The organism is Salinicola sp. JS01 (genome assembly GCF_030284585.1).
GTDB lineage: Bacteria > Pseudomonadota > Gammaproteobacteria > Pseudomonadales > Halomonadaceae > Salinicola.
In genome coordinates this window covers 3,455,025-3,475,081 of record NZ_CP127244.1, presented here as the reverse complement: position 1 = coordinate 3,475,081, position 20,057 = coordinate 3,455,025, and the positions used below count along the sequence as shown (strand labels likewise).

Genomic DNA, 20,057 nt, shown 5'->3' with positions numbered 1-20,057 from the left:
GTGTGGCGCCGGCGTGAGCGGTTCGCAAGACGTGTGCTGAGGGACGTCATGGCGGGCGTGACGGTCGCGGTCATGGCCACCGGCGTGGTGCTGGCGGCGCCGGTCTACCGGCATATCGATGCCCAGGGCAACGTGGTCTACAGCGACCGCCCGGCCAGCGGCGAGCGGGTCGAGCTGGCGCCGATCAGCGTGGTCGACCCGCAGGGGGAGGCTGAGGGGGTCTCGGGGATGGTGCCGTCGTCGCCACCGCGCGAGGCGTCGGCGCCCGAGGCGGCAGCGTCTTACACGCGCTTCGAGATCGCCAGTCCCGCCGACGGCACGACCCTACCCACCGGGCGCGCCGGCGACGTGCAGGTGCGTCTGGCCATCCAGCCGCCGCTGGCGGACGCCGACCGCGTGCAGCTACGCGTGGACGGCGAGGTGCGCCAGTCGCCGATGCGCACCCAGGTGTTCGCGGTGAGCGGCCTGGCGCGCGGCGAGCACCAACTGCTCGCGGAGATCGTCGATCCCCAGGGTCAGGTGCAGCTGGCCACGCCACCGGTCACGCTCTACGTCCAGCGCGCCAGCGTGAATCTGCCCGCCAACCCGAATCGCACCAACGGTTCGAAGTGATCCGCTCCTGGACCGACTCGCCTTGAATCCAGTGCGCCATTTTGGTGCATTGACGATAGGATAGCGCGGCCCCCAGGCCACCAAAGCCCGCCGGCGTGGAGGTGGCGCGGTTCTTGCACTGAATCAGGACATGGCGGATCACCACGATGGATCGACGTATGTATCAACGCTTGCTGGAACATCTGACGACGGCGGTCGTGCTGCTCGACGAGCGGCTCCAGGTGCGCTGGCTCAACCCCGCTGCCGAGGCGCTGCTGGCAGCCAGCCGGCCGCGGGTGGTGGGGCAGTGGCTGGAGTGTCTGGAGGGCGAGTCGGGGCGGGTGCGCGAGGTGTTGAGCAAGGCGATGCACGAATTCCACCCCTATACCCAGCGCGAGGCCTCGCTGTCGCTGCCCGGCGGCGAGACGATCACCGTCGACTTCACCGCGACGCCGATCACCAGCCGCGAGCTGCTGCTGGAGATCGAACCGCGCGACCGGCTGCTGCGTATCTCCCGCGAGGAGGCGCTGATCGCGCGTCAGGAGACGGTCAAGGTGCTGACCCGTGGGCTGGCCCACGAGGTCAAGAATCCGCTGGGCGGCATTCGCGGCGCGGCCCAGCTGCTGGAGCGCGACCTGCCCGACCCGCAGCTGGCGGAGTTCACTCGTATCATCGTCGAGGAGGCCGACCGCCTGCGCGATCTGGTCGACCGCATGCTCGGCCCCAACACCCTGGTGCGCCACGAGCCGCTCAACGTGCACAAGGTACTGGAGCGGGTGCGCGCGCTGCTGGAAGCGGAGCACCCCAGGCTCGCCTTCGAGCGCGACTACGACCCCAGCGTGCCGGATCTGATCGGCGACGAAGCGCAGCTGATCCAGGCCACGCTCAACGTCGCGCGCAATGCGGTGCAGGCGATGACCGAACACGCCACCCCCGAGCCGCGGCTGACCCTGCGCACCCGGGTGCGGCGCCAGTTCACCCTGGGCGCGGAGCGCCATCGCCTGGTGTGCGAGATGGCGATTCTCGACAACGGCCCGGGGATTCCCGAGCCGATCCGCGAGACGCTGTTCTTCCCCATGGTCTCCGGGCGCGCCGAAGGCAGCGGCCTCGGGCTCTCCATCGCGCAGTCGATCCTGCACCAGCACCAGGGGTTGATCGAGTGCGAGTCGCGCCCCGGGGCCACCGAGTTCCGTCTGCTGATTCCGTTCGAGGCGCCGGTTTGAGCGCCTCTCGCTACCCCCGCGGGCGCGCAAGGACGCGCTCTGCCGCCATCGCCACGAGCGCGATTCATCTTAATGAAGGAGGAGTGTCATGAGCGATGTCGCCCGTATCGTGATCGTCGACGACGATCGTGCCATCCGCTGGGTCCTGGAGCGGGCGCTGGCGCAGCCGGATCTGGAAGTGAAATCCTTCGAGCGTGCCGACGCCGCGCTGGAGGCGATCGAGCGCCAGCCACCGGAAGTGCTGTTGACCGATATCCGCATGCCGGGGATCGACGGGCTCGACCTGATGGCCAAGGTGCGCGAAAAGCACCCGGACCTGCCGGTGATCGTGATGACCGCGCACTCGGATCTCGACAGCGCGGTGGCCTCCTACCAGGGGGGCGCCTTCGAGTATCTGCCCAAGCCGTTCGATGTCGACGACGCCCTGGCGCTGGTGCGCCGTGGGGTCGCCCACGCCCGCGAGCGGCGCTCGCCGGCGGCGCTGCCGGAGGGGCTCTCGGCGGAGATCATCGGCGAGGCCCCGGCGATGCAGGAGGTGTTCCGCGCCATCGGCCGGCTGTCTCAGTCGCATATCACGGTGCTGATCAACGGCGAGTCGGGCACCGGCAAGGAGCGGGTGGCCCAGGCGCTGCACCAGCACAGCCCACGTCGCGGTCAGCCGTTCATCGCCCTCAACATGGCGGCGATTCCCAAGGATCTGATGGAGTCGGAGCTGTTCGGCCACGAGAAGGGCGCCTTCACCGGCGCCACCGCCCAACGTCGCGGACGCTTCGAACAGGCCGACGGCGGCACCCTGTTCCTCGACGAGATCGGCGATATGCCGGCCGATACCCAGACTCGGCTGCTGCGCGTGCTCGCCGACGGTGAGTTCTATCGGGTCGGCGGGCACACCCCGGTCAAGGTCGACGTGCGGATCATCGCTGCGACCCACCAGAACCTGGAGACCCTGGTCGCCGACGGGCGCTTCCGCGAGGATCTGTTCCACCGTCTCAACGTGATCCGCGTGCACCTGCCGCGGCTGGCTGAGCGGCGCGAAGATATCCCGCGGCTGGCCCAGCACTTCCTCGCCGAGGCCGCCAAGGAGCTCGCCACCGAACCCAAGGTGCTGACCCAGGAGGCGACCGCGCATCTCACCCGGCTGCCGTGGCCGGGCAACGTGCGCCAGCTTGAGAACACCTGCCGCTGGCTCACCGTGATGGCCTCGGGGCGCGAGGTGCTGGTCGACGATCTGCCGCTGGAGCTGCGCGATCTCGACGGCGTGGAAGCGCCCAGCGGCGACTGGCGCGCGGCCTTCCGCGAGTGGGCGGATCGCGCCCTGGCCGCGGGCCACACGCATCTGCTCGAAGAGGCGGTGCCGGACTTCGAGCGTATCCTGATCGAGACCGCGCTCAAGCACACCGGCGGACGCAAGGGTGAAGCCGCAGAGCTGCTGGGCTGGGGGCGCAACACTCTGACGCGTAAGTTGAAGGTGCTTTTGCCGGCGCTGGCGGACGATTGAAACCGAATTTAACCTCGATCATAAAAGCGGCTAGTCTGACACGACGCTCGGTGTTGTGACCGGGCGTCAATCCATCACCCAGGGGATGCCATGATCGAGAACACCGCCTGGTGGCGTGGCAGCGTCATCTATCAGATCTACCCGCGCAGCTTCATGGATGCCCGCGGTGACGGCGTCGGCGATCTGCCGGGGATCACCTCGAAGCTCGACTACGTCGCCGAGCTGGGGGTCGATGCGATCTGGATCTCGCCGTTCTTTCCCTCGCCGATGAAGGACTTCGGCTACGACGTCACCGACTATCGCGGCGTCGATCCGATGTTCGGCTCCTTCCACGACTTCCAGATGCTGCTCGAGCGCGCCCACGAGCTGGGGCTCAAGGTGATCATCGACCTGGTGCTCAGCCACACCTCCGATCAGCACCACTGGTTCGTACAGAGCCGCAGCTCGCGCGACAACCAGAAGGCGGACTGGTACGTCTGGGCCGACCCCAAGCCCGACGGCACGCCGCCCAACAACTGGCTGTCGTTCTTCACCGGCAGCGCCTGGACCTTCGATAGCCGGCGGCGCCAGTACTATCTGCATAACTTCCTGTCGTGCCAGCCGGATCTCAACTTCCACAATCCGGTGGTGCGCCGGGCGCAGCTCGACAACGCGCGCTTTTGGCTCGACATGGGCGTCGACGGCTTTCGCCTCGATACCTCCAACTTCTACTTCCACAGCCAGGGGCTCGAGAACAACCCGGCGTTGGGCAGCGGCGAACTCAAGACGCCCAGCGTGCCGGCGTCCAACCCCTACGCCATGCAGCGACACCAGTTCGACATCAGCCAGCCCGAGAACCTGGGCTTTCTGCGCGAGCTGCGTGAGCTGATGGAGGAGTACCCCGGCACCACCACGGTGGGCGAGATCTCCGACGATCGCCCGCTTGAGCGGATGGTCGAGTACACCACCGGCCACGACCGCCTGCACATGGCCTACACCTTCGATCTGTTCGATGCGCGCTTCGAGGCCAAGCAGCTGCGCGATGTGATCGAGCACTTCCAGTACTACGCCGTCGATGCCTGGCCGTGCTGGGCGCTCTCCAACCATGACGTGATGCGCGTGGTCTCGCGCTGGACCGATCACGAGCATCTGGAGCAGCACGGGCCGCTGGTGGCGCGGCTGGCCACGGTGATGCTCTGCTCGCTCTATGGCAGCGTGTGTCTCTATCAGGGCGAGGAGTTGGGGCTACCCGAAGCCGATGTGCCCTACGAGCGGCTGGTCGACCCCTACGGCCTGGCGCTGTGGCCGGAGTACAAGGGACGCGATGGCTGCCGCACGCCGATGCCGTGGAGCGAGGGCGACCGCGGTGGCTTCTCCAGCGTCGAGCCCTGGCTGCCGGTGGATGTTCACCATCGCCGCCTGTGCGTGGATCGTCAGCTCGCCGACGCCGACAGTACCCTGAACGTGACCCGCGCCTTTTTGCACTGGCGCAAGGCGCAGTCGGCGATGGTCGACGGCACCCTGATCCTCTCCGACTTCGACGACGAGCTGCTGGGCTGGCTGCGCGTCTCCCGCGATCAGGCGATCCTCGCGGTATTCAACCTGACCGCCGAGACCCGCACCACCGGGCTACCCGAGGGCGCCGGGGAGATCGTCTATCGCCAGGGCTTCAGCCCCGAGCTGGTGGAGGGGCAACTGACGCTGCCGCCGTTCCAGGCGGCGTTCATCGAGATCGCCCGCGACAGCATCGACCCGCGAGCGCTGATCGAGCAGGAGCCGGATCTCGAGCGCAAGGGCTTCCTCAGCCGCCTGCTGGGCTCGTTGATGGGGCAGGAGGAGGGCGGCACGCGGCCGAGCTGAGGCCGCGCGTCGCCGGATTAGACCGGGTGAGGGCGGGGCGTGACGCGTTACGCGCCCCAGTAGTCGCGGGCCAGATCCACCACCAGCCGGATCTTGTCCCACTGGGCCTGCTCGGCCAGGTCGTTGCCCTCCTCGGTGGAGGCGAAGCCGCACTGCGGGCTCAAGCAGAGCTGCGACTTGGCGACGAAACGGCTGGCCTCGTCGAGTCGCGCACGCACGCCGGCGGGGTCTTCGAGGTCGCCCACCTTGGTGGTGACCAGACCGAGCACCGCCTGCTGATGGCCTTCGGGAATGAAGCGCAGCGGGTCGAAGCTGCCGGCACGATCACTGTCGTACTCCAGGAACCAGGCATCGACGCCGACCTGGCCGAATAGCGTCTCGGCCACCGGCTCGTAGCCGCCTTCGCTGATCCAGGTGGAGCGGAAGTTGCCACGGCAGACGTGCAGCGAGACGAACAGGTCATCGGGCTTGTCGGCGAGGGCATGGTTGAGCATCTCGGCGTAGATCGCCTGCAGCCGGTCGGGGTCGTCGCCCCGGGCGCGGGCGGCTTCGCGCTCCTTCTCCGAGCAGAGATAGGCCCACACGGTGTCGTCGAGCTGCAGATAGCGGCAGCCGGCCGCGTAGAAGGCGCGGATCGCCTCGCGATAGGCGTCTGCGGTATCGGCGAAAAAGGCGTCCAGACTCGGATAGACATCGCTGTCGATCTTCTTGCGGCCACCGCGGAAGTGCAGCACGCTGGGGCTGGGAATGGTCATCTTGGGCATCGCCGTGGCCACCTCGGCCAGATAGCGGAAGTGCCCGAGCATCGGATGATCGGGGTTGAAGCCGACCTTGCCGTCGACCCGGATCTGCTTGGCCCCGGTCTGCATGCCCTGGAACTGGATACCCTGCTCACCGACGAAGCCGGTGACGCCGTTTAGCTGTTCGAGAAAATCGAAGTGCCACCAGGCACGCCGGAATTCACCGTCGGTGACCACCGCAAGGCCGGCCGACTCCTGCTGCTCGACCACCCGGCGAATTTCGCGATCCTCCACCGCGGCGAGTGCGGCCGCATCGATCTCGCCCTGCTGATAGCGGGCGCGGGCCGCCTTGAGTGCCGCCGGACGCAGAAAGCTACCGACGATATCGGCTCGGAATGGGGGATGCGCTTGTGACATGGCAGTTTTCTCCGGTAGTAATGCGACGGCATGCTGAGGGGCTAGGCTTTGGACGAAAACTGTCTACGCTCGACAATACGGCGTCAAAAATCGGCTCAAAATGCTCATTTACACCGCGTAAACTCCGCTTTTTCGCCAATCTTTTCCTTGTCTTGCCTTCGCTCGCCGACTTTTCGTTCAAACCCTAATAGTGCGTGATGAGTACGATCGACACCAATGAAGGCGCTTCACGCAGATCATGCACGGCGCTCACCTTGGCGCTCGAGACCGCCGAGCCATCCTCGGCGCTGACGTTTGGCGATAAGACTTTAGTGGTAGAATCGTCGGCATTCTGACTCAACCCGTCGCGCCAGCGCGCGCCGGCTCGCGTTCGTTTTTCATCATCTCATTCATCACCGCGCGTGACGCAAGGCGCGGGGCGACATCACAGGAGTCTTCCGTGGCGACACCTTCCCAGCACGATCTGCGCAACGCCTTCCGCCAACTGTTGGCCAACGACGAGTGCTACTACACCGCCTCTGTGTTCGACCCGATGTCGGCGCGTATCGCCGCCGATCTGGGCTTCGAGGTAGGCATTCTCGGCGGTTCGGTGGCCTCGCTGCAGGTGCTGGCGGCGCCCGACTTCGCGCTGATCACGCTGAGCGAGTTCGTCGAACAGGCGACCCGGATCGGCCGCGTGGCGCGGCTGCCGGTGATCGCCGACGCCGACCACGGCTACGGTAACGCGCTCAACGTCATGCGCACGATCACCGAGCTGGAGCGCGCCGGGGTCGCTGCCCTGACCATCGAAGACACCCTGCTGCCGGCGCAGTACGGCCATAAGTCCACCGACCTGATTCCGGTCGAAGAGGGCGTGGGCAAGATGCGCGCCGCCCTCGAAGCGCGCATCGACCCGGCGATGTCGATCATCGCTCGCACCAACGCCGGGCAGCTCGATGACGACGCCGCAGTCGCACGGATTCGTGCCTATCAGGCCGCCGGCGTGGACGCCATCTGCCTGGTCGGCGTGCGCGATTTCGACCATCTCGAGACGCTGGCCTCGGTGCTGACCGTACCGCTGATGCTGGTCACCTACGACAATCCGGCCCTGCGTGACCGTGCGCGCTTGGCCAAGCTCGGCGTGCGCATCGTGGTCAACGGACACGCCGCCTACTTCGCCGCGATCAAGGCGACCTACGACTGCCTGCGCGAGCAGCGCGACATCGCCACCAACGACCTCGACGCCTCGCGTCTCTCGACGCGTTACTCCACCCTGGAGGAGTACCGCATCTGGGCGCGCGAATACATGGACGTCAAGGAGTAAGCCCCAGCATCGACGAGGCGCGATGCCGGGGCGAGCGCTTTTCTTCGTCCCGAGCTATCGGCATGCTAGGTGTCGAGGGGAATACCTAGCCCCCTTTTGTGGCTCTCGGCAGTGAGCCGCTGTCCTTTCGAACGGAGATACCGATGACCGCCATGCACTGGGAGCGCCTGCTCGACCCCGTGCGTCTACACGACGCCCGCACCTCGCGCGGCGAGGTGGGGCGTAGTCCTTTCCACAAGGACTTCGACCGCATCGTCTTCTCCGGCTCGTTCCGGCGCCTGGGGCGCAAGACCCAGGTGCACCCGCTCACCGACAACGATCATATCCACACCCGGTTGACCCACTCGCTGGAGGTCGGCTGTGTCGGGCGCAGCCTGGGGATGATCGTCGGCGAACAGCTTCGCGAGCGGCTGCCCGAGTGGGTCAGCCCGGCGGACCTGGGGGTGATCGTGCAGGCGGCCTGCCTGGGGCACGACATCGGCAACCCGCCGTTCGGCCACGCCGGCGAGTACGCCATCCGCGACTGGTTCAAGTGGACCGAGCAGCAGGGCGGTGGCCTGCTCGATGGGCTGGACGAGGCCGAGCGTGCCGACCTGCTCACCTACGAAGGCAACGCCCAAGGCTTCCGCATCGTCACCCAGATCGAGTACAACCAGTTCCGCGGCGGCATGCGGCTGTCGGCAGCGACCCTGGGCACGCTGCTCAAGTATCCGTGGACGGTCGAGCACGGCGGCAAGATGGGCAAGTTCGGCTGCTATCAGTCGGAGAAGCACCTGCTCTCCGAGGTGGTCGACCGGCTCGGCATGAAGCCGGCCGGGGAGTCCAAATGGTGCCGCCACCCGCTGGCCTATCTGGTCGAGGCCGCCGACGATATCTGCTACGCGCTGCTCGACCTGGAGGATGGCCTGGAGATGGGCATTCTGCGCTTCGATGAAGTCGCGGAAGTACTGCTGCAGATCGCCGGAGAGCCGCCCAAGGGCTACCCGGGCATGCAGGAAGCCGGGGTCTCCCAGCGCCGCCGTATCGCCGCCCTGCGCGGCGCGGCGATGGAGCGCGCGGTCAACGAGGTCGGCGATGTCTTCGTCCAGCATGAGCAGGCGCTGCTCAACGGCACCCTGACCGACGACCTGCTCGAACTGTGCCACCCGGACCTGGCCTGGGGCGTGTCCGCGGCCAAGCAGCTCGCGCGTGAGCGCATCTTCCAGAACGAGCGCAAGGCCAAGCTGGAAATCGGCGCCTACACCACCCTGGGCATCCTGCTCGAAGCCTTTATCGGCGCCGCCCACGAGCTGCACCACACCGGCCAGTCATCCTTCAAGCATCAGCGCGTGTTGGCGCTGATCGGTGAGAACACCCCCAAACCCTCCTGGTCGCTCTACGCCAGCTACCGCCGCATGCTCGACTTCATCGGCGGCATGACCGACCACTACGCGGTCGAACTCGCCCAGGAGATGGGCGGCCGCCTCAAGGGGGATTGAGGGAAGCGCGGCAGGGCGCAACGCCCTGCCGTCTCGGCCTCAGTAAGAGCGTTAGAACCCGCGGCGTTGCGCTCACCGGTGTGCCCAAGGGCATTGCCACTCGCTTGGTACCTGCTCATTAAACTTAGTGCTTCTTGAACATATCACCGGGTGACATGACCATCACTGCCCGCCGTTACCGGTATTGACAGTTTTGCCCTCTACCGTGCCATCTTATATGGCATCATGTTGGCGATATCGGAAGCGCGAGGCGCTCATGAAACCTTGGTCGATACTGGCAGCGATAATATCGCTCTCTCTAACAGCATGCGGGCAGAGCAACGCTGACCCGGAAAACCAGCAGGCGGTCGATGCACTAATCAATAAGACCAAAGAAAATTTGGTCTATGTGAAAGGCGGTAGCTTTCAGATGGGCGATTTTGGACAAGTCGACTCTAAGGCCGGGAAGTTACCTTATACTTATGGTGAAGACAATAAGCACCTGCATGAAGTGACCTTAGATGGGTATTATATGGCTTCGCGTCAGGTCTCTTATTCTGACTTCGGTGTTTACACAAAGTCTACGGGGCAGCCAGATGTCAGTATCGAAGGTTTTGGGGCGCGATTCCAGAGTCCCAACGTTCCCGTAGGTGTTAGTTGGAATCAAGCACACGACTATTGTCAGTGGATGGCAGAAAAAACGGGGCGACCATACGCCTTGCCGACTGAGGCACAGTGGGAATATGCTGCCAGAAATCGTGGTGAGTTTTGGCCTTACGCTACAGATGACGGTACACTTGAACGTGGAAAAAATGCTCCCTCTAAGGCAGAAATCAGGAAGACAACAGTTGATGGAGCAGCGCCAAAGGTATTTGAGATAGCTTCGATTCCAGCTAATCCATTGGGCATCTATCAGATGGGGTTGAATGGATTCGAATGGGTGAATGATTGGTACGGAAAGGATTATTATGAGCATTCTCCCGAGAAAAATCCGATGGGCCCTGAAGAAGGAACAGAGAAAGTACTTCGTGGTGGTGGGTTCAGCGCCTCAGATCAAGGGATGCTGACTGTCTACCGTAGCAAGGCAAAGCCGGATCTGACACGAGACGCTTCTGACGCGATCGATAACCCGCGCCTGGGAGAGATGCTCTCGACACGGGCTCCTTTTGAAACGACTTTTAGGTGCATGGTCAATGAGCTCGTGAGGTAAAATTGTATGAAGTCAGGCAGTATTGGTGCGTTTCGCCATGCCGAGTATACAGGATAGGTGAAAGTATGAAGCTTTCATGCGCTTTGGTGTTTTTGTTGTCTTGTTTGTTGACTGCCTGTGGGCAAAGCGGTGCCAGCCAAGATACAGAGAAAGCGGTTGATGCGCTGATCAAAAAAACCAAGAAGCATCTAGTTTATGTGGAAGGTGGCAGCTTTGAGATGGGGGATTTTGGGCCCAAAGACCCCAAGGCTGATCATTTGCCATGGAGTGTTGGGGAAGACGACAAACACCTCCATAAGGTTACGCTTGACGGCTATTATATAATGGATCGTCAGGTTTCCTACGCCGATTATGATACTTACACCGAAGCTACCGGCCAACCCAAAATCAACACGAACAACTATAGTAGTCGAACCCGCGCTCCTGACGTGCCGGCGGGCGTGGACTGGTATCAGGCCCGGGATTATTGCCAATGGTTGGCAAAGCAAACCGGCCTTCCTTTCGCACTCCCGACCGAAGCCCAATGGGAATATGCTGCTAGAAGTCGCGGGAAAATGATGCCCTACGCTACAGATGATGGCATTTTGCGAGAAGGCAAAAACTATCCTACTCGAGAAGATAGGCGGAAGGCTACGCCGGGTAATAGCCCTATGGCACCTTACACTATTGCCAAAAAGTATCCCCCCAACCCTTTGGGTATCTATCAGATGGGGCTTAATGGTTATGAGTGGGTCAGCGACTGGTATGGTGAGGACTATTACGAGCATTCACAGGAGCTTAACCCGACTGGCCCTGAATCCGGGGCACTCAAAGTACGCCGAGGGGGAGCTACTGGAGAAAGCTTTTTGGGCATGGTCACCGTTATACGAACGCCCTATAATCCGGATCTGACTCAGATTCCACCGAAGGGCAGCGACGTAGAGGTTGATCCGGAAAAAAAACAACCCTACAGCATGAGCACAGTTCGTTGTGTGGTCGACCAGACAAACTAGCCTTTGCTTTGTATGAAAACTGTAATGACCCAGTGAATTCCTGTTCAGGGTATTATCCAAAAAGGAGACACCTGTGAGCATCGAGATGAACGACGAGATCAAGCGTTGGACCGCTAAGCGAAAATCGGCCCTGGTGATGTAGATTATTCAGGACAAGCAGACAGTGGCGCCGGCCATGCGCATAAGATATTTTTATATGTAGAAAAATAGAAGAGGAGCCATCTATGAAGCCGAGGTTGATTCTGTTGGTGCTATCGGCCTTGAGCTTGGTTGCCTGTGGCGATGGTCAGGCGGACTCGAAAAACCAACAAGCGGTAGATGCGTTGATCAAGAAGACCAAAGAAAACTTGGTCTATGTGAAAGGTGGTAGCTTTCAGATGGGCGATTTTGGCCAAATTGACCCCAAGTCTGAAAAGCTTCCTTATAGCGTGAATCAAGATGATAAATATCTTCATCGAGTCACTTTAGATGATTTTTACATACAAGATAGGCAGGTGACCTACTCTGACTTCAATGTCTATGCCAAGTCGATAGATGAACCTGGAATAGAATACGATCAGCAGGAAAGTCAGCAAAATACTTCGGATCTTCCTGTTGGAGTAGATTGGTATAAGGCGAATAAATATTGTCAGTGGTTGTCTAAGCAGACCGGTAAAGATTACTCTTTGCCGACTGAAGCCCAGTGGGAATATGCTGCTCGTAGTCGTGGGAGAATGATGCCCTACGCTACCGATGATGGCATTCTGCGAGACCTGGCAAAAACTATCCTACTCGAGAAGATAGGACGGAAGGCTGACGCCGGGTCAAAGTGACGCCCTATGGCACCTTACACTATTGCCAAAAAGTATCCTCCCAACCCTTTGGGCTATCTATCAGATGGGGCTTAATGGTTATGAGTGGGTCAGCGACTGGTATGGTGAGGACTATTACGAGCATTCACAGGAGCTTAACCCGACTGGCCCTGAATCCGGGGCACTTTAAAGTACGCCGAGGGGGAGCTACTGGAGAAAGCTCTTTGGGCATGGTCACCGTTATACGCAACGCCCTATAATCCGGATCTGACTCGAGATTCCACCGAAGGGCAGCGACGTAGAGGTTGATCCGGAAGAGAAACAACCCTACAGCATGAGCACAGTTCGGTGTGTGTGGTCGACCAGACAAACTAGCCTTTGCTTTGTAGTGAAAACTGTAATGACCCAGTGAATTCCTGTTCAGGGTATTATCCAAAAATGGAGACACCTGTGAGCATCGAGATGAACGACGAGATCAAGCGTTGGACCGCTAATGCGAAATATCGGCCCTGGTGATGTAGATTATTCAGGACAAGCAGACAGTGGACGCCGGCCATGCGCATCAACCCGATATTTTTATATGTAGAAAAATAGAAGAGGAGCCATCTATGAAGCCGAGGTTGATTCTGTTGGTGCTATCGGCCTTGAGCTTGGTTGCCTGTGGCGATGGTCAGGCGGACTCGAAAAACCAACAAGCGGTAGATGCGTTGATCAAGAAGACCAAAGAAAACTTGGTCTATGTGAAAGGTGGTAGCTTTCAGATGGGCGATTTTGGCCAAATTGACCCCAAGTCTGAAAAGCTTCCTTATAGCGTGAATCAAGATGATAAATATCTTCATCGAGTCACTTTAGATGATTTTTACATACAAGATAGGCAGGTGACCTACTCTGACTTCAATGTCTATGCCAAGTCGATAGATGAACCTGGAATAGAATACGATCAGCAGGAAAGTCAGCAAAATACTTCGGATCTTCCTGTTGGAGTAGATTGGTATAAGGCGAATAAATATTGTCAGTGGTTGTCTAAGCAGACCGGTAAAGATTACTCTTTGCCGACTGAAGCTCAGTGGGAATATGCTGCTCGTAGTCGTGGGCGTATGATGCCCTATGCTACCGATGATGGAAAGCTCGAACCTGGTAAAAACTATCCTACCCGAAGTGAGAGGATGGAGGTGACGCCTCAAAGTGACGCGTATTCCCCCTTCCCTGTTGCCAAAAAATATCCTCCCAATCCTCTTGGCCTTTACCAGATGGGGCTCAATGGATATGAGTGGGTGAGCGACTGGTATGATAAGGGTTATTATGAGAAATCACCTGAGCATAATCCCAAGGGTCCTGATTCCGGCACTTTGAAAGTGCGCCGGGGAGGCGCGACGGGGGAAAGCTCTTTAGGTTTGGTTACCGTTATACGCAACCCTTACAGTCCGGATCTAAGCTTGAAAGTGCCCGAAGGGGCCGACAAGGATCTAGATATTTTTAAGAAGAGAAAGCAATCGGCAAAAATAAACACTTTTCGGTGCGTCATAGCAGGGTCTTCCACGAATTAGGGGCGTTGCTATTCGGAGGTGATTTAATGAGCATTTCATGCTTAGTAGAAGACGTTTTGCAAAACTTTGTGGCTGGTTGCTGAAGGGGTGAGTGCGATTGAATAGCAAGTTAAGCCCTAGCTTTCTATTATGGTGAAATGATTTCGAATTGGGGCTGTCGACATGCCTCATATGCGTTTAATGTGGACGTTCGTCGATGCGTCAACCCCCGGTTTGGTTGCTGCACCGGAACCCCAAAAGAGGAAAAACCTATGAAGTTGCGATTTACTTTGGTGGCGCTGTCGACTTTGAGCTTGGTTGCCTGTAGCGATGGTCAGGCTGACTCGAAAAACCAACAAGCGGTAGATGCGTTGATCAAGAAGACCAAAGAAAACTTGATCTATGTGAAAGGTGGTAGCTTTCAAATGGGCGATTTTGGCCAAATCGATCCTAAGGCGAACAATCTTCCTTATAGTTTTTACGATGACAACAAGGTTTTGCATGAGGTTGAGCTGGATGGCTTTTTCATCTCCAGTCGTCAGGTTTCTTACGCGGATTACGATGTATTTACAGAGGCCTCTGGTCAGCCCAATATTAACAATGAAGGGCCAGAGGCAAAATACCGAGCACCTAACGTGCCAGCGGGAGTGGATTGGTATCAAGCTCATGATTATTGCGAATGGCTGTCAAGAAAGACAGGCCAATCATTTTCATTGCCAACAGAGGCACAGTGGGAATATGCTGCTCGCAATCGTGGAGAGTTTCGACCTTTTGCAACTGATGACGGAACGCTAAAGCCCGGTGTGAATCACTCTACTCCGGAAGAGCGTAAAGAGGCGACATCTGCCAATGATTCACTCTCACCTGGTGTGATCGCTAGTTACCCACCCAACCCTCTCGGGATCTATCAGATGGGGTTGAATGGATTTGAATGGGTAAGTGATTGGTATGATAAAGATTACTATAAAAAATCTCCAAAGATGAATCCTTCCGGGCCGGAGCATGGTTTGGAAAAAGTCCGTCGTGGTGGTGAGCTAGGCAGTGAAGGAAGAGATTTGTTAACAATGAATCGGCGCCACGCAAAGCCCGATCTGTCAATAGACAATAATCCTGTGCTATCTAACGAACCCTTGTATCCCAATACGTTTCGCTGCGTTTTGAATGAGAGTCGATAGGTGGTGGGTAATAGTGCAGGTGGGATTTTCCCACCTGCATATACTACGCTATTCTACTTTCAGGCTTTGGTAAGCATTGCGTTGAATTGAAGCATGGTTTGTCAAAGTCATTCGAGACATCATTTTGGGTTAGATACTCCTCCATGTCGTTTCGGATTATGGGATCTCCTTTGTTAGCTTTGTTGCGCAAGCTTTTATAAAATGAGATTAGGTTCTCTGGATAGTGGCTTGAAAGTATGGGCATTTCTCCTCGGCCCAAAAATTCAAGGAGCTCTTCTTCCCCTCCATGCACCGAAATGTTTGAGCTGTCTGTGCTTGCCTTTATTCTTTGCATTATGTTTTCGTATTCTTTTTTGGATTGCACCCAAGTGAAAACTCTTATGATTGCTCTTTTACGCTGCGTCATGTACCCAAAGCGCCAAAAATTCAAGTCGCTGTAATCTGTGGTGCGGTTGTCTGGGTCGAGGTTGTCGAAAGCGTTTGTTTGCATTAATCGATAAATTATGGCGCCTTTGGCGTCTGGTGTGGCATACCGCAGAAAATCTGGGTCCGAGTTGATTCTGACGACCAGTTCACCACGCTCACTTGCTGATTCTAGGCTGTTTTGAAGATCGGCTAATGCACCCTGTGCAGTACGTTTTATAATGCCGGTTGTTTCGTACATATAGTTTGCGAGACTTTCTCCGTACTGTGCTGCCAGGACTATTATTTCCGATAAGGCCTCGAAAGCTTCCTCGTCTATGAAGTCTAGCTTGCCATAGTCTGCATTCTTGAGTTGATATGCGACCCATTTTGCGAATTCCAGTATTAAGCTGCCATCTACCTCTAGCGATAGTTTACCTTTCGCACCTACCCCGAAGCAGAGAGCCGCCTTTGCAAGAATTCTGAATTTCCCGCCTGCATATGAGATTTTAAATGTCGCTTCGCCTCCGATACCTGCCTGGGCTGCCAACGCCGGGGCAATTTTCGCAAACGGCTCGAATTTCTCGCTCTCTGGGCTTTTCCACTCAACCTGTCCTGCCACGGTGGCTTCGAGCTGACCACCGATAAAGGCACCAAGTTCGCCACCCTGGCTATTGTCGGGTAGCGACATATCGACGGTTTGCTTTCCTGGAACCCCCCTGTTCCTTGAAGAACCCCTGACGCCCTTGGCCTTGGCGCCGCTGCCGCTGAACTCCGCATCGATATTGAGTTCTGCGGCGATACTGGCGCCGATGCCGCCGGCCACGCTCAGAATGGTGTGAGAGCGCAGCATGCCAAGATTCATGCCCGCAAAGGCCATCATGTATCCGCCCGGCGGCTCGTAGCAGTCGATGGACGCCTTGGCCTCCGCCAGCATCAGCTCTGCGTGTCCGCTGGCCTTGATGGCGCCTTTTTTCTTGAATGGGTTGGCTTCACCGCTGAGACCGCTCGCCCCATAGGACCATCGCATCAGTTGCGCTTCCGCACTGAGATCGACTTTGAGGCTGTCCACGTCATGCTCGCCACCACTCTGATAAGAGCGGACGATCTGAAGGTTTTCGTTGATATGTTCGCTCCACTGGAAGAGCTCCTTGTGCTGATCTTCCAGCTTCATCCAGTCGTCGAACCACGGAATGTCCGTCTTGATCGAGGTGCTTCCACTGATATCCGTGAGCTGCTGCTTCAGCTTCTTCCAATCGACTTTGCCCTGCGTGATGACGCTGTCGTCACCGCCCGTCGTATCGGCTTGAGAGGTCAACCGATACTTTCTCCAGTGGTTCTGGATTTTTTGTGAGCGAACGTAGGTCATCTTGAAGCCCACAGCAGATGCGTGGCCGCCACGTCGCTGGATGGGGATGAGTTCGCTGATGTGGTTGGTGTTGTCACTGAGTTGGGTCAGCGGCGTTATCTGCTCGATGAGCGCGTTGTTCGCTTCGTCCAGTGCAGACTGCGCCTTGACGACTTCGCTCTCTAACTTCTCGGCACTATCCGATTCTGACAGCACGACGCGGTCTTCGGGCTTGAAGTAGTCGCCCTGTTTGATCTGAATGTACTTGTCCTGACAGCTCTTGAGATGGCTCGTCGCCTGCTGCTGAGACTCGACGACACTTTCGAGCAGACGCATTTCAGCGAGTAGATCCGGCATATCCTCGCGGGGCACAGCGAGAATCGTACCTTTGCCGACCATATAGAAAAGCTGATCCGCCGGCGCGTGGTAGGCGTCCTGGCCTTTGCTCTTGTTTCTGGTCTGAGTGTTGCCGTCGGCTTTAACGCCCTGACTCATGACAGTTCTCCCTCGGCGTCGTCGAACCGATCCAGTATCGTCACCTGGATTTCCTCAGGTTTGCTCGTGAAGATTTTCTGGGTTTTTCCTTCGCTATCGCTGCGACCTGTCATGACCCGCCCTTCGGCGGTCGACACGCGATAACGCGCATGGGCGAGAGGTTTGCCCGACTCCTTGTCCTTCAGCGTGAAGAACTCCTCGAATGGCCCCTGCGCATCAGGTAGCTCGGGTTGGGTGCGGCTAAGGCTCGTCGGCCCACCGAAGTTGTGCTGGGCGCCTTTGAAGTCCGCAGCACCCGGGCAGTGAACCTCGATATTGCCGCCTTCGATGCGGATATAACCGCCGCCGCTCTGTAGCAGGATGCCGTTCTCGGCCTGGACTTCGATACGGCCTTCGGTGGAGGTCACCTGGACGCCTTTCTCCGCGGTGAAGGCCATCTCGCCATCCTGCGCCTGCACTTCGACCTTGCCGCGGGCGGCGAACAGTTTGATGCCGGCTTTCTGCACGAACAGCGAGAGCTTCTCGGAGATCGAGGCGACCAGACTCTTGCCGGTGGCCACGTTGACGTCCTCGCCGCTGGAGACGCTCAGCGAGCGGCCCTGGGCCAGGTGGGTCGATTCCGGCGTGCTCAGGGTGATGCCGGCGGGCGAGGCCATATGCAGCCACGGCGCTTTCATGCGTGCTGCTTCGCCACGGCCGCCGCTGTCGGTGGCACCACGGGCGTTATCCTGCTTGGCATCCGCAAGCTGTTCGCTATTGCCGTAGGTGTCGTCGGCGTCTTCACCGGCCTGCTTGAGATGCTCGCGCGCGTCGAGGGCGTCGGCGTTGTGGTCTGCCGCACTCTGGCTGAGGCTGTCGCTGAGCTGGTAGGCGCTGTCGAGCTGCTGTTTGGCCGGGGTGAGGTCGAGCTGGTCACCGCTGGCGCCGAGCTGGCCCCAACTGGTGAGGTAGAGCCCCTGATTGGCGCGGATGGCGCCATAGGCATCGGTGCGCAGCTCGAACCCGGTGCCGCGGAAGGCGCCGCGGGTGTTGCCGGTCTGGTGGATCAGGTAGCCGAGGTTGAGCTGGCTCTTCTCGGCTTCGGAGTTGAGGCGGACGCGCTCCTGGTCGGTGGCGTCGTCGAATACCAGCTCGTTGTACTTGCTGCCGCGGTAGGTCTTGCTCTTGAAGCCCGAGAGCAGGCCGTGACTGTGCCAGTCCGGGGTCTGCTCGCCGTTGTAGACCCGCCCGGTGATCAGCGGGCGGTCGGCGTCGCCTTCGAGGAAGTCGACGAGGACTTCCTGGCCGATACGCGGCACGAACACCCCGCCCCAGCCGGCGCCGGCGTTGGGCTGGGAGACCCGCAGCCAGACGCTGGAGTTTTCGTCATTCTGGCCCTGGCGGTCCCAGTGGAACTGCACCCGCACGCGGTTGAGGTGATCGGTGTGGATCTCTTCATTGGCCGGGCCGACCACGGTGGCGGTCTGCGGCCCGCCGATCACCGGGCGGCGGTGGGTCAGCGGATGGCGGTAGGGTTGGCTAAGGCGCTGGGCCTCGAGATCGACCAGAAAGTGGCCGGTGCCGCCACTCATGTAGTCGGAGAGACGGTCGCTATCGCCTTCGTCTGCCAGCCCATGCGCCTGCTTGGCGGCGTCGAGCTGGGGCTGCAGGCTGCCCGGCAGCGCCTGGAGCTGGGCCGAGACCGGCAGCGCGTTCTCGGCGTGGACGGTCACCCCCAGCAGCAGGAACTGGCGCTCGGGCTCACCGCCGCTGTCGTGCAGCGGGTGCTGGGTGAGCTCGAACCAGCGCCCGGCCTGGAGCTGGCGCGCACCGCCGCTGCCGCGGAAGCGCTTGGCGCGGGACTCATGCGCTTCCAGACGATTCTCGGTCAGCCGCTCACCGCGCTCATAGCCGTGGTAGTAGTACTCGCCGGCGTAGTCGTAGAGCTCGGTCTTGGGCAGGTTGCCCTGGTCGCTGAGGGTGTCGAGCCCGGTGCGCTTGGTCAGTGAGGGCTGCTTGTAGTCGAAAGTGCCCACGCTGACCCGGGTGGGCTGCTGGGTACGCACGCCGCCCCACTGGGTCAGGGCGTCCTCGCGCTCGGTGGCCGCCTGGCGATGGAAGCGGATCGCCTGGGGGCTGACCGGTTGGGTGGTATCGACATCGTCGGTGATCACCAGCCGATGGCCGTCGAAGTCCGCCCCAGACTCTGTCGACGCGGCGTTATCCTGGCCATTGTCAGCAGTGGTTGAGGACCCTGAATGTTCGAAATAGAACCATAATCCTTCTTCCTCTAGAAGCCTGCTAATAAAGTTCAGATCGCTCTCGCGATACTGCACGCAGTAGCTTCTGGCGGGGTAGTCGCGGCGCAAATCGAAGCGGTAGCGCCCCTTGGCGAGGTCGTAATCGTCAAAGACGGCAGTGAGCACATCGACGACGCTGCGATCCTGGAAGATGCGGCTGTCGCGGCCCAGGCCGAGCATGGCGAGCCACGGCACCAGGGTAAGCTGGTAGTAGGTGACGCCGCCATCTTCGCCCAGCAGCGCGGCCTCGGAAACCAGCCCATGCAGCGGGCGGTAGCTGCCGTCGGCCTGCAGGATCGAGAGCCGCGCCGGCTGCGCCATCAGCGTCTTGAGCTCGATATCGCCCTGCTGGGAGATGCAGTCCAGCGTGTAGGTGAAAGGGGCGCTGACGCGCTCTTCGCCCACCAGCCGATGGGGCACGAGGGCGGTGCCGGCGATATCGAGAGTCAGCAGCCGCTGCGACTGCGACAGATCGATATCGAAGGTGTCGAGAAGATCGTTGAGCATGCGGTTTTCCTGATCGCGGTGGCGAAGCCGGTCGACGAGGGTCAGAGACAATGGTCAGAGAAAAAGGGTCAGAGAATCAGGATAACGCATCATGCGAGAAATGTTTGTAAGCGATCGACTACAAAGCGTGTGAGATATCGGCCAAAAAAGACGCATTTTCGCCCAAAGGGCGAGATATCAATAGCATCTAAAGCTCAGGCACTGTCTGTCCAAAGTTTAGGGACTGCCTGCCTAAAGATTAGGCACTGTCTAAAAGTACCGTAC

At 59.5% G+C, this 20,057-nt stretch carries 14 protein-coding genes; 11 read left to right on the top strand and 3 right to left on the bottom strand.

The window, feature by feature from the left end:
• Positions 1–48 precede the first annotated feature (48 nt).
• The 4 genes from QO259_RS15815 (at position 49) to QO259_RS15800 (ending at position 5,151) form a co-directional block, all read left to right on the top strand.
• Positions 49–612, top strand: a complete 564-nt coding sequence (locus tag QO259_RS15815; protein WP_285950678.1) for a DUF4124 domain-containing protein — start codon at positions 49–51, stop codon at positions 610–612.
• A 158-nt stretch (positions 613–770) separates the two neighbouring features.
• Entirely contained in the window at positions 771–1,814 is a 1,044-nt protein-coding gene (gene glnL, locus QO259_RS15810; protein WP_207033587.1) for a nitrogen regulation protein NR(II), read from the top strand.
• Between the two features lie 88 nt (positions 1,815–1,902).
• Positions 1,903–3,312 (top strand): nitrogen regulation protein NR(I), encoded by a 1,410-nt coding sequence (gene glnG, locus QO259_RS15805; protein WP_285950677.1) that lies wholly within the window; start codon positions 1,903–1,905, stop codon positions 3,310–3,312.
• Between the two features lie 90 nt (positions 3,313–3,402).
• Positions 3,403–5,151: an alpha-amylase family glycosyl hydrolase gene (locus QO259_RS15800; protein WP_285950676.1), complete on the top strand. Its 1,749-nt coding sequence runs from the start codon at positions 3,403–3,405 to the stop codon at positions 5,149–5,151.
• A gap of 47 nt (positions 5,152–5,198) precedes the next feature.
• On the opposite strand, the gene QO259_RS15795 is transcribed toward QO259_RS15800, so the two are convergent.
• Positions 5,199–6,308, bottom strand: a complete 1,110-nt coding sequence (locus QO259_RS15795; protein ID WP_285950675.1) for a cobalamin-independent methionine synthase II family protein — start codon at positions 6,306–6,308, stop codon at positions 5,199–5,201.
• A 439-nt stretch (positions 6,309–6,747) separates the two neighbouring features.
• On the opposite strand from QO259_RS15795, the gene QO259_RS15790 reads away from it, so the two are divergent.
• The 7 genes from QO259_RS15790 (at position 6,748) to QO259_RS15760 (ending at position 14,762) form a co-directional block, all read left to right on the top strand.
• Positions 6,748–7,611 (top strand): oxaloacetate decarboxylase, encoded by an 864-nt coding sequence (locus tag QO259_RS15790; protein WP_285950674.1) that lies wholly within the window; start codon positions 6,748–6,750, stop codon positions 7,609–7,611.
• A gap of 143 nt (positions 7,612–7,754) precedes the next feature.
• The gene (locus QO259_RS15785; protein ID WP_207033579.1) at positions 7,755–9,089 is read left to right on the top strand and encodes a deoxyguanosinetriphosphate triphosphohydrolase; all 1,335 of its coding nucleotides are present in this window, start codon (positions 7,755–7,757) and stop codon (positions 9,087–9,089) included.
• Between the two features lie 256 nt (positions 9,090–9,345).
• Positions 9,346–10,278 carry a formylglycine-generating enzyme family protein gene (locus QO259_RS15780; protein WP_285950673.1) on the top strand — a complete coding sequence of 311 codons (933 nt, stop codon included), beginning with the start codon at positions 9,346–9,348 and terminating at the stop codon, positions 10,276–10,278.
• A gap of 65 nt (positions 10,279–10,343) precedes the next feature.
• Positions 10,344–11,270, top strand: coding sequence for a formylglycine-generating enzyme family protein (locus QO259_RS15775; RefSeq protein ID WP_285950672.1), 927 nt, complete (start codon positions 10,344–10,346; stop codon positions 11,268–11,270).
• A gap of 224 nt (positions 11,271–11,494) precedes the next feature.
• Positions 11,495–12,082: a formylglycine-generating enzyme family protein gene (locus tag QO259_RS15770; protein ID WP_285950671.1), complete on the top strand. Its 588-nt coding sequence runs from the start codon at positions 11,495–11,497 to the stop codon at positions 12,080–12,082.
• 587 nt (positions 12,083–12,669) lie between these two features.
• Positions 12,670–13,608 (top strand): formylglycine-generating enzyme family protein, encoded by a 939-nt coding sequence (locus tag QO259_RS15765; protein WP_285950670.1) that lies wholly within the window; start codon positions 12,670–12,672, stop codon positions 13,606–13,608.
• A gap of 251 nt (positions 13,609–13,859) precedes the next feature.
• A complete protein-coding gene (locus QO259_RS15760) occupies positions 13,860–14,762 on the top strand; it encodes a formylglycine-generating enzyme family protein (protein ID WP_285950669.1) in 903 nt (300 codons plus the stop codon).
• 43 nt (positions 14,763–14,805) lie between these two features.
• Here the strand turns inward: QO259_RS15760 and QO259_RS15755 are convergent, their stop codons facing one another.
• A complete protein-coding gene (locus QO259_RS15755; RefSeq protein ID WP_285950668.1) occupies positions 14,806–17,007 on the bottom strand; it encodes a hypothetical protein in 2,202 nt (733 codons plus the stop codon).
• On the bottom strand, positions 17,004–19,793 hold the full coding sequence (locus QO259_RS15750; protein WP_285950667.1) for a type VI secretion system Vgr family protein: 2,790 nt from the start codon (positions 19,791–19,793) through the stop codon (positions 17,004–17,006). The genes QO259_RS15755 and QO259_RS15750 overlap by 4 nt, the downstream gene beginning before the upstream one ends.
• Positions 19,794–20,057 lie beyond the last annotated feature (264 nt).

Bases quoted from the DNA above. Each gene is read 5' to 3' on its own strand.
- QO259_RS15815 (WP_285950678.1), top strand. From the start codon at position 49: ATGGCGGGCGTGACGGTCGCGGTCATGGCCACCGGCGTGGTGCTGGCG.
- glnL (WP_207033587.1), top strand. From the start codon at position 771: ATGTATCAACGCTTGCTGGAACATCTGACGACGGCGGTCGTGCTGCTC.
- glnG (WP_285950677.1), top strand. From the start codon at position 1,903: ATGAGCGATGTCGCCCGTATCGTGATCGTCGACGACGATCGTGCCATC.
- QO259_RS15800 (WP_285950676.1), top strand. From the start codon at position 3,403: ATGATCGAGAACACCGCCTGGTGGCGTGGCAGCGTCATCTATCAGATC.
- QO259_RS15795 (WP_285950675.1), bottom strand. From the start codon at position 6,308: ATGTCACAAGCGCATCCCCCATTCCGAGCCGATATCGTCGGTAGCTTT.
- QO259_RS15785 (WP_207033579.1), top strand. From the start codon at position 7,755: ATGACCGCCATGCACTGGGAGCGCCTGCTCGACCCCGTGCGTCTACAC.
- QO259_RS15780 (WP_285950673.1), top strand. From the start codon at position 9,346: ATGAAACCTTGGTCGATACTGGCAGCGATAATATCGCTCTCTCTAACA.
- QO259_RS15775 (WP_285950672.1), top strand. From the start codon at position 10,344: ATGAAGCTTTCATGCGCTTTGGTGTTTTTGTTGTCTTGTTTGTTGACT.
- QO259_RS15770 (WP_285950671.1), top strand. From the start codon at position 11,495: ATGAAGCCGAGGTTGATTCTGTTGGTGCTATCGGCCTTGAGCTTGGTT.
- QO259_RS15765 (WP_285950670.1), top strand. From the start codon at position 12,670: ATGAAGCCGAGGTTGATTCTGTTGGTGCTATCGGCCTTGAGCTTGGTT.
- QO259_RS15760 (WP_285950669.1), top strand. From the start codon at position 13,860: ATGAAGTTGCGATTTACTTTGGTGGCGCTGTCGACTTTGAGCTTGGTT.
- QO259_RS15755 (WP_285950668.1), bottom strand. From the start codon at position 17,007: ATGAGTCAGGGCGTTAAAGCCGACGGCAACACTCAGACCAGAAACAAG.
- QO259_RS15750 (WP_285950667.1), bottom strand. From the start codon at position 19,793: ATGCTCAACGATCTTCTCGACACCTTCGATATCGATCTGTCGCAGTCG.